Consider the following 12074-nt stretch of genomic DNA (forward strand, 5'->3'; position numbering starts at 1 on the left):
CCATTCGAGGAGCCAGGATGCGCATCGACTCGTCCCAGTCGCTCCGTCTCGCCTGTGTGTATCTGCTGTTCAGCGCCGGCTGGGTATTGATCGGCGATCACCTGATCGGCCGATGGGTGCTCGACAGCGACACCCGCACCAGCCTGCAATCCCTCAAGGGCCTGGCCTTCGTCCTGCTCAGCAGCGCGCTGATCTACCTCACAAATCGTCACGGGCAGACCCGCCAGGTCCGCCTGCTGGGCGACCTGCGCGCCCAGACCCTGTACCTGCGCCAAGCACAACGGGATGCCGACCTCGGCCTGTGGTGGTACACCGACACGCTGCATTTCTCCGACGAAGCGCTGCAAATCCTCGAGCGCCCCGAGGGCACCGTCGTCAAGGACCCGGAAACCTTCGTCACCTGGCTGCATCCCGCCGACCGCGGGGCGGTGCGCCGGGCGCTGGCCGCCCTGCGCAGGGAACGCCACGCGCTGATGGTCAACGCGCGCCTGAACCGCCCCGGCGACCAGCCGGTCCGCTGGCTGTGCCTGCGCGGCGAGCCCTGCGAGAACGGCGCCCTGGGCACCTTGCAGGACATCAGCGCGCAGAAGCGCGACGAAGAGGCCCTGCGGGAAAGCGAGCAGCGCTTCCGCCAGTTGTTCGAGCAGACGCCGCGGATCGCCGTGCAGGGCTACGACCGCGAGCGCCGGGTGATCTACTGGAACCAGGCCAGCGAGCAGCTCTACGGCTACAGCGTGGCCCAGGCCATGGGCCAGCGCCTGGAGGCGCTCATCGTGCCGCCGGCGCTGCGCGAACGGACCGCCGAGGCCATCGACCGCTGGATGATCGGCGGACTCGCGATCCCGGCCGCCGAGTCCGCCCAGCAGCACCGCGACGGCACGCCGCTGACCGTGTATTCCAGCCACCTGATCCTGCACAACCGCCACGACCGCCCGGAGCTCTACCGGGTCGACATCGACCTGAGCCTGCACAAGGCCACCCATGCCGCGCTGCTGGTCAGCGAACGCCGCCACCGGCAACTGGTCGACCGCCTCAACGAGACGATCTTCCTGCTCGACGGCCAGGGCTGCCTGAGCTTCCTCAATCCGGCCTGGACCACCCTCAGCGGCCACTGCGAACGCGCCAGCCTCGGCCTGCCGCTGATCCAGTTCTTTTACCCGGAAGACGCCGCGCGCATCGCCGAGCAGGGCGCCGCGCTGCTCGCCGGTACCGGCGCGTCCTGGTCCGGCGAATGCCGCCTGCGCTGCGCCCATGGGCGCCTGCGCTGGGTCGAACTGCAACTGGGGCGCGACGAAGACAACGGCGGCCTGCGCGGCAGCCTCAGCGACATCCAGGCCAAGTACCAGGCCCTGGAAATCCAGGAAGCGCGCAACGCCGTGCTCGACGAGCTGCTCAAGCGCAGCCCGCTGGACGCCATCCTGCTGAACATTGCCCAGCGCCTGGAAACCCTCGGCCCGCACATGCACGTGCGGGTGATGCTGATGGAAGCCGACCATCAGCACCTGCGGGTGCACGCCTCGCCCAGCCTGCCGGCCGCTTGCGAAGCCAAGCTGGCGCGCCTGCCGGTGGCGACCGGGGCCGCCTGCTGCGGACACGCCGCGCTCAGCGGCGAGATCACCATCGCCGAGGACATCCAGCGCCATCCGGACTGGGCGCGCTACCGCGAGCTGGCCGCCCGCTGCGGCCTGCATGCGTCCTGGTCGCTGCCGTTCAAGGACGACGCCGGCCAAGTGCTCGGCACCCTCGGGGTCTACTACAACGAGACCCGCCGCCCGAGCGACGAGGACATCGCCCTGGTCACCGAATTCAGCCGCCTGGTGGTGCTCGCCATCGGTCAGCAGAGCTTGCAGGCGGAGCGGGAAACCAGCGAGCGGCGCTTCAGCGCGATCTTCGAACATGCGGCCGTGGGCATCGTCCACCAATCCCTCGACGGGCGCTGGTTGCGGGTCAACAACCTGCTCTGCCAGATGCTCGGCTACCCCCGCGAGGCGCTGCTCGACCAGCGCATGGAGCGCCTGGTCTACGCCGAGGACCTGCCGGGCATCCTCGAAGGCGACCGCCACCTGCTCGCCGGCACGCGTAGCCGTTACGCCCTCCAGGCGCGTTACCGGCGCGCCGACGGCAGCCTGCTGTGGATGAGCCTGAACGCCACCCTGGTCTGCGACGCCCAGGGCGCACCGGACTACCTGATCGCCGTGTTGCAGGACATCAGCGCGCAAAAACGCCAGGAAGAGGCGTTGCGCCAGGCCGCCACCGTGTTCGAAAGCACCCGCGAGGCGGTACTGGTGATCGACGACCGGCGCTGCATCCTCGCCGCCAACCCGGCGTTCGACGAACTCACCGGCCTCAGCGGCGAACAGGCCCTCGGCCAGCGCCTGCCGCTGACCCTCAACGGCGCCGATGACCGCCGCGACTACCGCGAGCTCTGGCGCACCCTGCGCAAGCAGGGGCATTGGCAGGGCGAGCTGTGGAGCCGCCGCGCCGACGGTTCGCTGATCCCCCTGTGGCTGAACGCCAGTCGAGTGCGCGACTGCCCGGCGGACAACCCGCAGTTCGTCCTGGTGTTCACCGACATCAGCTCGTTCAAGGAAAGCCAGGAGCGCCTGGCGCGGATGGCCCACTACGACCCGCTCACCGGCCTGATCAACCGCCTCTACGGCCACGAGCGGCTGACCCAGGCACTGGAAACCGCGCACCGCCGCCACGAACGGGTGGCGGTGCTCTTCCTCGACCTGGACCACTTCAAGACCATCAACGACAGCCTCGGCCACCAGGTCGGCGACGAGTTGCTGGCCACCGCCGCCGGGCGCTTCCGCGAGCGCCTGCGCGAAACCGACATCCTCGCCCGCCTGGGCGGCGACGAATTCCTCGTGGTGCTGGAGAACCTGCGCCAGCCCGAGGAAGCCGCGCGGGTGGCGCGCTCCCTGCTCAGCCTGATGGAAAGCCCGTTCATCCTCGCCGACAACCGCGAGGCCTACCTCGGCGCCAGCATCGGCATCAGCCTGTACCCCGACGACTCGCGCGACTGCGACGACCTGATCCGCAACGCCGATGCGGCGATGTACCAGGCCAAGGCGGAAGGCCGCAACACCTTCAGGTTCTACACCGAAGCCCTGACCGAGCGCGCGCGTACCCGCCTGGAACTGGAGTCGCGGATGCGCCGCGCCCTGCGCCAGGGCGAGTTCGTCCTGCATTACCAGCCTCTGGTGGACGCGGCCAGCGGTGCCATCCTTGGCGTCGAGGCGCTGCTGCGCTGGCAGACCGAGCACGGCCTGGTGTCGCCGACGGACTTCATTCCGCTGGCCGAGGATACCGGCCTGATCGTGCCGGTCGGCGCCTGGGTACTGCGCGAGGCCTGCCAGCAGATGCAGGACTGGCGGCAGAGCGGGTTGCAGCTGGATGTCCTGTCGGTGAACCTCTCGCCGCGCCAGTTCCGCCAGCCGGAACTGCTCGGGCAGGTGCGCGGGGCCCTGGAAACCAGCGGCCTGCCGGCCGCCTGCCTGGAGCTGGAGATCACCGAGGGCGCCTTGATGGACAACGCCACCCTGGCGCAACAGACCCTGGCCGGACTGAAGCAGTTGGGGGTGAGCCTGGCGGTGGACGACTTCGGCACCGGTTATTCGTCCCTGGCCTACCTGCGGCGCTTCCCCCTGGACACCTTGAAGGTGGACCAGAGCTTCCTGCACAACGTGCCGATGGACGACTGTAACCTGCGCCTGGTCGCCAGCATCGTCGCCCTGGGCCACAGCCTGGACCTGCGGGTGATCGCCGAAGGGGTGGAGACACCCGCGCAACTCGCGGCCTTGAAAAAGCTCGGCTGCGAACGCTGTCAGGGATATCTGTTCAGCCCGCCGCTGCCGCCCGATGGCTTCGTCGCCTGGTTGCGCCAGCGCCCCCGCTCACGCCCCCTGGCGCCACGCATTCTCTAGCCCGGCGGGCCCGGCGGGCCACCCGCCACTCGCTACAGCCGGGTTCGCCCACGGCGAGCGGGTCTTTCAAGGACGCTCCGGCGATCCGCGAGGGATCGCGCGCGCCCGCCTTCACTGCATCGGGGTGGTCAGGCGTGCGGTCGTCAGGGCGGCGATAACCGCGACCACCCCGCAGACGCTGATCACCAGCGCCATGGGCAGCGCGCTGCCATCGTGCAGCACGCCGACCATCGCCGCCGCCAGGGCGGCCACGCCGAACTGCAGGCACCCGAGCAAGGCCGAGGCGCTGCCGGCATGGCGACCCTGGCCGGCCATGGCACACGCCGAGGCGTTGGGGATGATGCAGCCGAGGCTGGCGATGCAGCCGAACAGCGGGATCAGCAGCGGCCACAAGGCCTGGGTGTGCAACGCCGCCAGGCCGAGCAGCGCCACCGCGCAGCTCAGGTAGACCCAGACGATGCGCCGCAGCCAATAGGCCGGGCCGCGCCAGCGCAACAGGCGCGCGTTGATCTGCGCCACCAGGATGAACCCCGCCGCGTTGCTGCCGAACAGCCAGCCGTAGTGTTCGGCCGGCACGCCGTAGAGCTGGATGAACACGAAGGGCGAACCGGCGATGTAGGCGAACATCCCGGCCATCGCCACGCCACCGGTCAGCGCATAGGCGATGAACGAGCGGTCGCCGAACAGCCGCTTGTATTCGCCGAGGGCGCCGCGCAGCGGCGCCACCGGGTGATCGCGGTTCAGGGTTTCCGGCAGCCAGAGGGCGACGCCGATGCCGCTCAGCGCGCTGAACAGCGTCAGCACCACGAAGATCGACGGCCAGCCGAAGCTGTCCAGCAGCAGCCCGCCCGCCAAGGGCGCGAGGATCGGCGCCAGGCCCATCACCAGCATCAGCTGCGAGAACACCTTGGCCGAGCTCACCGGGTCGCAGAGATCGCGCACCACGGCACGGGAGATCACCATGCCCGCGCAGCCCCCCAGCGCCTGGACGAAGCGCGCGGCGATCAGCCATTCCAGGCTCGGCGCCAGGGCGCAGGCGAGGGACGCCAGGGTGAACAGCGTCACCCCGGCCAGCAGCGGCCGGCGCCGGCCGAAGCGGTCCGCCAGCGGCCCGTAGGCCAGCTGGCCGATGGCCAGGCCGATGAAGTAGGCGGCCAGGCTCATTTGCACGTGTTCGACATCGGTGCCGAAGGCCAGGGCCAGGGCGGGGAAACTCGGCAGGTAGAAATCGATGGCCATGGGGCCGAAGGCGCTCAGCGCGCCGAGGATCAGCAAAACTCTCAGATTCATGGGGTATCCAGAAAAACACGGGAAACGCAGGCTACCTTTCCCTGACGCCCGATCCGCCGTGGCGTTCGCCGGTCCGGCCGGACGGGATGACGGAACGCCCGCGCCGGCGTACCCGCCGCCGGCCGGGCCCCGCGGAGCGGCGAGGGAGTACCGCCCGCTCCGCGAGGGTCCGGCGCGGGGCTCACGGATGCCCGCCGGGGGACGTCGGCGCGACGGCCTGGCGCTTGCCCTTGCCGAAGCGCTCGCCGAGGGTTTCCACCAGCACGAAGAACATCGGGATGAACAACATGGCCACGGCGGTGGCGGCGAGCATCCCGCCGATCACCCCGGTACCGATCGAGTGCCGGCTGGCGGAACCGGCGCCGGCACTGATCGCCAGCGGCACGACACCGAGGATGAACGCCAGCGAGGTCATCACGATCGGCCGGAAGCGCAGGCGCGCCGCCTCCAGCGCCGCCTCGCGGATGCCCATGCCCTGCTGGCGGCAGAGCACGGCGAACTCCACCACCAGGATGGCGTTCTTCGCGCCGAGACCGATCAACGTCACCAGGCCCACCTGGAAGTACACGTCGTTGGCGATGCCGCGCAGCCAGATGGCGAGGATCGCGCCGAACACCGCGAAGGGCACCGCGGTGATCACCGCGATCGGCAGGGTCCAGCGCTCGTACTGCGCGGCGAGGATCAGGAACACCATCACCAGGCCGAAGATGAACGCGGTGCTGCCGGAGCCCTGGGTCTTCACCTCCTGGTAGGCGGAACCGGTCCAGGCCAGGCTGTAGTCGTCGCCGAGCACCTCGTCGGCCACTTCCTGCGCCGCCTGCAAGGCCTGGCCGGAGCTGTAGCTGGGCGCCGGGCTGCCCATGACCTTCGCCGAGGGGTACACGTTGAACCGCTCGAAGGTGTCCGGCCCCAGCACGCGACGCACGGTGACCAGGGCGCTCAACGGGATCATCTCACCGCTCTGCGCGCGGACGAACACCTGGCTCAGGTCCTCCGGCTTGCTGCGGAACTCCGACTCCGACTGCATGCTGACCTGGAAGGTGCGCCCGTAGAGGGTGAAGTCGTTGACGTAGAAGCTGCCGAAAGTGCTCTGCATGGCGACGAACACGTCGTTCACCGGGACGCCGAGGGCGCGCGCCTTGTTGCGGTCGAGGTCGACGTAGTACTGCGGGATGTTGGCGTCGAAGGTGCTGCGCACCCCGGCCAGCTCGGGCCGCTTGGCCGCCGCCTCGGTGAATTTGCGGCTGACCTCGGCGAGGCCGGCGGTGCCGTGGTCGGCACGATCCTGGATGTAGGCCTCGAAGCCGCCGGTGGTGCTCATGCCGGAAATCGGCGGCGGGTTGAACGCCAGCACCGTGGCGTTGCGCTTGGTCTCGTCGGAGCCCATGCCCATCACCGTGCGGACGAAGTTACGCGCGTCCAGCTCGGGCTGGGTGCGCTCTTCCCAGTCCTTCAGCGGGACGAAGGACACGCCGGCGTTGGAGCGCTGGCCGAAGCTCAGCACGTCGAAGCCGGTGAAGGTCACCACGTTGGCCACCGCCTCGTTTTCCATCAGCCGCTGGGTGACGTCGGCGGTCACCTTGGCGGTACGGTCGAGGGAGGCCGCCGGCGCCAGGTAATAGGCGCTGATGATGTAGCCCTGGTCCTCGTCCGGCACCAGCGAGCTGGGCACCCGGCCGAAGATCCATACGGTGATGGCGATCATCCCGGCGAACAGCGCCAGGCCGATCAGGGCGCGCCGGACGAAGAAGCGCACGCCGGCGCTGTAGCCGCGGGTGACCCGCTCGAAGTGACGGTTGAACCAGCGGAACGGCGCCGCCGGCTCGTGCTCGCCGGGCTTGAGCAGCACCGCGCAGAGCGCGGGGCTGAGGGTCAGCGCGACGATCCCGGAGATCACCACGGAAATCGCGATGGTGATCGCGAACTGGCGGTACATCTGCCCGGCCAGGCCGCCGAGCAGGGCCACCGGCACGAACACCGCGCAGAGCACCAGCACGATGGTGATGATCGGCCCGGTCACCTCGCCCATCGCCTTGATCGCCGCCTCGCGGGGGCTCAGGTTGTCGGTGCGCATCACCCGTTCGACGTTCTCGATCACCACGATGGCATCGTCCACCACGATGCCGATGGCCAGCACCATGCCGAACAGCGTCAGCAGGTTGATCGAGAAGCCGAGCATGTACATGCCGGCGAAGGTGCCCACCAGGGACACCGGGATCGCCAGGATCGGGATCAGCGTGGCGCGCCAGTTCTGCAGGAAGATGAAGACCACCAGCACCACCAGGGCCATGGCCTCGAAGAAGGTCTTCACCACCTCGTGGATGGAAGCCTGGACGAAGTGAGTGGTGTCGTAGGGAATGCGGAACGCCACGCCCTCGGGGAAGCGCTTGGACATCCGCTGCATGGCGTCGCGCACCGCGGCGGCGGTATCCAGGGCGTTGGCGCCCGGTTGCAGGTAGATCCCGAAGGCGGCGGCGGGCTGGCCGTTGAGGGTCGCGTTGAAGGCGTAGTCCTTGGCGCCCAGTTCCACCCGGGCGACGTCCCGCAGGTGCAGGCTGGCGCCGTTGGCGTCGGTGCGCAGGAGAATGTTCTCGAACTCGGCGGTATCGGCGAAGCGGCCCTGGGTGGTCACCGTGTAGGTGAAATCCTGGGCCTCGCCCATGGGTTGCTGGCCGAAGCTGCCCGCGGCGAACTGCGAGTTCTGCCCGCCGATGGCCTCGGCCACGTCGCTGGGGGTCATGCCGTACTGCGCCAGCTTGTCCGGACGCAGCCAGACGCGCATCGAGTAGTCCTTGGCGCCGAACTGCGAGGCATCACCGACGCCGGGCAAGCGTTTGATCTCGTCGATCACGTTGATCAGCGCGTAGTTGCTGAGGAACAGCGGGTCGCGGCTGCCGTCCGGGGAGTACATGGTCACCACCTGGAGGATCGACGCCGAGCGCTTCTGCACCTGGACGCCCTGGCGGCGGACTTCCTCGGGCAACTTGGCCTCGGCGGCGGCGACGCGGTTGTTCACGTCGATGGTGGCCTGGTCGGGGTCGGTGCCCACTTCGAAGGACACGGTGATGCGCAACTGGCCGCTGCTCGACGCCACCGAGTTCTGGTAGATCATGTTCGGCACGCCGTTGATCTGCTGTTCCAGGGGCGCCGCCACGGTGCTGGCGATCACCTCGGCGCTGGCGCCCGGGTAGTTGGCCTGGACCACCACCTGCGGCGGCACGATATCCGGGTACTGCGCCACCGGCAGGCCGCGCATGGCCACCAGGCCGGCGATGGCGATGATGATCGAGAGGACCGTGGCGAAGCGCGGCCGGTCGATGAAGAAACGCGAGATCACGAGGCCGCTCCCTCGGCCGCCTTGGCCGGTTGCGCGCCGGACGGGTCGGGCTGGACCACCTTGACCGGGCTGCCGGGCCGCAGCTTGGTGCCGCCCTCGATGATCACCGGGTCGCCGTCCTTCAGGCCCTCCTTGATCAGCCAGCGGTGCTCGGCGGTGATGCCGGTCTTCACCGGGCGCGCCTGGGCCTTGCCGTCGCCGTCGACGATGTACACGAAGGTGCCCTGCGGGCCCTGGGACACCGCCTTCTCCGGCACCGCGATGGCGTTCGGGTAGACCAGCCCCTTCACCACCACCCGCACGAACTGGCCGGGCAGCAGCGTCTGCTCCGGGTTGGGCACGCTGGCGCGGGCGCTGACGGTGCCGGTGCCGCGGGTGATCAGGCTGTCGGTGAAGTCGACGTGGCCGACGGAACCGTAGTCCGCGCCATTGGCGAACTTGATCTCGGCGACCAGCTTGCCGTCCGCCGGCATCTTCAGGCTGCCGTCCTGCAGGTCGGTGCGCATGCGCTCGATCTCCAGGTCGGGGTAGGCGAAGTTGACGTACAGCGGGTCGAGCTGGGTGACCTGGGTGAGCAGGCTGGAATTGGCGTCGTTGGCGGCCACCAGGCTGCCCTCGGAACGCACCTCGCGGCTGGTGATGCCGGAGATCGGCGACTTCACCGTGGTGTAGTCCAGGTCGATCTGCCGTGCCTGCACCTCGGCCTTGGCCGCCTCGATGTTGGCCTTGCTCTGCTCGAAATTGGAAATGGCGTTGTCCAGCTCGCTGCCGCTGGCGAAGCCGCGGTCCTGCAACTGGCGGATGCGCTTCAGGTCGCGGTCGGTCTGGCGGAAACGCGCCTGTTCCTGGGCCAGCGCACCCTTGGCGCGATCCAGCGCCGCCTGGTAGGGGCGGGGGTCGATGTGGAACAGCACCTGGCCCTTCTTCACCTTGCTGCCTTCCTGGTAGGCACGTTCCACCAGGATGCCGCTGACCTGGGCGCGCACTTCCACTTCCTTGTACCCGGCGGTCCGGCCGGGATACTCCTGAACCAGCGGGAAATCCTTGGCTCGGGCGGTTTCCACCAGCACCTCGGCGGGAGGCGCCGCCGCCCCTGCCTGATCCTGGGCGCGGGCGCTCGGATCGAGCAGCAGGCTCAGGGCGATGGCCGAGAGCGCAAGGGGAACGGAGCGAGCGAGCATAGAGACATCTCCCAAGAGGGGGCACGAAAGCTTTGCGGGAAAAGGTGACATGCTGTTACATACATTCACGCTTGTAAACGGAAAAGGACGGCTCAAGCCCATACAATCCATCCTTTTGTAAGTCCCCATCCGCTGATGGAACCCCGCATGCGTCGAACCAAAGAACAAGCCGAACAGACCCGTGTCGCCATCCTGGCGGCCGCCGAGCAATTGTTTCTGGAAAAGGGAGTATCGCACACCACCCTGGAACAGATCGCCCGTGCCGCGGGCGTGACGCGCGGAGCGGTCTACTGGCACTTCCAGAACAAGGCGCACCTGTTCCACGCCATGCTCGACCAAGTCCGCCTGCCGCCGGAGCAGTTGGCCGAGCGCCTGGCGGGCTGCGCCGGCGCGGACCCGCTGTGGAACCTGCGCGAGCTCTGCGTGGCATCGATCGAAGGCCTGGTCCAGGACCAGCAGAAACGGCGCATCCTGACCATCCTGCTGCACCGCTGCGAGTTCACCGACGAACTGCGCGAGGCCGAGGAACGCAACAATGCCTTCATCAACGCCTTCATCTCGATGGTGGAGGACCTGCTGAAACGCAAGGATTGCATCGGTCGCCTGCGTCCGGGGGTGACCCCGCAGGTCGGCGCGCGCTCGCTGCACGCGTTGATCATCGGGGTGTTCACCGACTGGACGCGGGATGCCGACCTGGTCGGCTCGCAGTTCGACGTCCGCGCCCTGTTCGATATCCAGTTCCGCGGGATGGTCCGCGACTGGGACCGTCCCGGCGCCTGACCGGCGCGCCTCGACGGCACGCCGGCCCGGCTCAGGCGGCCCGGGCCGGGTAGCCCTCGGCGGAGATCGCCGCGACGATCCGCTCGGCGCTCAACGCGCTCTCCACCTTCACCTCGCCGCCGGCGATATCCACCTGCACCTGTGCGGACGGCTCGAGCGCCTGGATCGCCTGGGTGATGCTGCGCACACAGTGGCCACAGGAAATGCCTTGCACCTTGAACGTTTGCATGGGGAATTCCTCTTTTGAATGACCCCTGGAGTTTTCACCCTGACACGAGGGTAAGGTCAAGGGACGCCGCACCGGTTCCCACGAAGAGGCTTGTCGAGGCCCCGACACTCGACCAAGCTGAGCCTGTGGTTTCGCTTTCGCATCCTTCGGAGTCGCCCTGTCATGCGCTGGATCCGTCCGAGTCTCGCAGCCCTGTTCGCCGTCTCGCTGTCCGCCGCCGCGGAGAACGCCCCCTATGCGCCGCTCAACACGCCCACCGACTTCGACTATGGAGTGCTGATGGTGACCCGCGACCGCCTGGAGGTCTCCACCAGTTGCGAGATCGGCCTGTACGTGCAGGATCGCCTGGCCGCGCGCCTCTACCAGGGTCAATCGGTGTCGTTCAACCTGCCGCCGGGCGAGACCCTGATCCGCCTCGGCATTGTCGGCCAGGGCGCCTGCAATTCCGGCTTCGAGCAATACAGCCAGCAATCGGTGAGCCTGCGCGCCGGACAGATCCGCAAGTACCGCATCGCGGCGAATACCAACGGCCTGTACCTGGTACCGGCTAATCTGTGAACCGTCGCGCTCGCCCGGAAGGAACGCAACGGGCGGCGCGAAAACATCCTGCACGGGATCTCCCGGTGCCGCGGCGGAACCCCGTCCGGCTTCAGGGAGTCCTTTGCGGGCAACGGACCGACCGGATTTGTGCGGGCTTTTTCCCGCGCGCGTTCATCCGCCGGCCTTCCCTGTGAACGATGAGGAGCTTTTTCGATGCACGCACGCTATTCCACCCCGCAAATCACCCTGCACTGGCTCAGCGCCCTGTTGGTCCTGACGATCATCGCCCTGCCCTATGGCAGCGATTTCTTCGCACCCTTCCTCGGCGGCGAGGGCGGGGTCTTCACCCTGCACAAGTCCCTCGGGCTGACCGTGCTGCTCCTGACCCTGCTGCGGGTGGTGGTGCGCGCGCGCCATGGCGCGCCGCAGTTGCTGCCGACCGACGCACGCTTCCAGCAATTCGCCGCCAAGGCCGGGCATGCCCTGCTCTACCTGCTCCTGCTGGCCATGCCGTTGACCGGGCTGATCTTCGGCAAGCGCCCGGTGAACCTGTTCTGGCTGGTGGAAATCGGCCCGTTGCCGCTGGCCGACGGCACCCGCGCCCTGGCCAAGCAATTCCACGTCACCGCCCAATACCTGCTGTTCGCCTTGATCCTCGGACACGCCGGCATCGCGCTCTGGCACCACTACGCCCGCCGCGACGGCGTCCTCCACGGCATGCTGCCGGTGGCCAAGCCGCGCTGACGGGATTGACCTTGCCACGACGGCAAGCCTGACCATAGGGTGGA

8 protein-coding genes are annotated in these 12074 nt (G+C 68.5%); 4 read left to right on the plus strand and 4 right to left on the minus strand.

What is annotated here, in order from left to right:
- Positions 1-17: 17 nt before the first annotated feature.
- Positions 18-3929, plus strand: coding sequence for an EAL domain-containing protein (locus OGL92_RS03690; protein ID WP_263140600.1), 3912 nt, complete (start codon positions 18-20; stop codon positions 3927-3929).
- A gap of 111 nt (positions 3930-4040) precedes the next feature.
- Here the strand turns inward: OGL92_RS03690 and OGL92_RS03695 are convergent, their stop codons facing one another.
- The 3 genes from OGL92_RS03695 to OGL92_RS03705 all read right to left on the minus strand — a co-directional run bounded on the left by OGL92_RS03695 (position 4041) and on the right by OGL92_RS03705 (position 9737).
- The gene (locus OGL92_RS03695; RefSeq protein WP_263140604.1) at positions 4041-5219 is read right to left on the minus strand and encodes a multidrug effflux MFS transporter; all 1179 of its coding nucleotides are present in this window, start codon (positions 5217-5219) and stop codon (positions 4041-4043) included.
- A gap of 181 nt (positions 5220-5400) precedes the next feature.
- Positions 5401-8556: an efflux RND transporter permease subunit gene (locus OGL92_RS03700; protein WP_346659481.1), complete on the minus strand. Its 3156-nt coding sequence runs from the start codon at positions 8554-8556 to the stop codon at positions 5401-5403.
- On the minus strand, positions 8553-9737 hold the full coding sequence (locus OGL92_RS03705) for an efflux RND transporter periplasmic adaptor subunit (RefSeq protein ID WP_263140610.1): 1185 nt from the start codon (positions 9735-9737) through the stop codon (positions 8553-8555). The genes OGL92_RS03700 and OGL92_RS03705 overlap by 4 nt, the downstream gene beginning before the upstream one ends.
- Before the next feature lie 147 nt (positions 9738-9884).
- On the opposite strand from OGL92_RS03705, the gene OGL92_RS03710 reads away from it, so the two are divergent.
- Positions 9885-10517 (plus strand): TetR family transcriptional regulator, encoded by a 633-nt coding sequence (locus OGL92_RS03710; protein ID WP_263140613.1) that lies wholly within the window; start codon positions 9885-9887, stop codon positions 10515-10517.
- Between the two features lie 31 nt (positions 10518-10548).
- Here OGL92_RS03710 and OGL92_RS03715 read toward each other — a convergent pair whose 3' ends face one another.
- Positions 10549-10746, minus strand: coding sequence for a cation transporter (locus OGL92_RS03715; protein WP_263140616.1), 198 nt, complete (start codon positions 10744-10746; stop codon positions 10549-10551).
- A 162-nt stretch (positions 10747-10908) separates the two neighbouring features.
- Between OGL92_RS03715 and OGL92_RS03720 the strand changes: the two genes are divergently transcribed.
- Both OGL92_RS03720 and OGL92_RS03725 read left to right on the plus strand, forming a co-directional pair.
- On the plus strand, positions 10909-11304 hold the full coding sequence (locus OGL92_RS03720; protein WP_263140618.1) for a hypothetical protein: 396 nt from the start codon (positions 10909-10911) through the stop codon (positions 11302-11304).
- A gap of 195 nt (positions 11305-11499) precedes the next feature.
- On the plus strand, positions 11500-12030 hold the full coding sequence (locus OGL92_RS03725; protein WP_263140620.1) for a cytochrome b: 531 nt from the start codon (positions 11500-11502) through the stop codon (positions 12028-12030).
- The last annotated feature ends 44 nt before the right edge of the window (positions 12031-12074 follow it).

The sequence above is a fragment of the Pseudomonas sp. RIT-PI-AD genome (assembly GCF_025642785.1).
In the GTDB taxonomy this organism is placed as follows: Bacteria; Pseudomonadota; Gammaproteobacteria; order Pseudomonadales; family Pseudomonadaceae; genus Pseudomonas_T.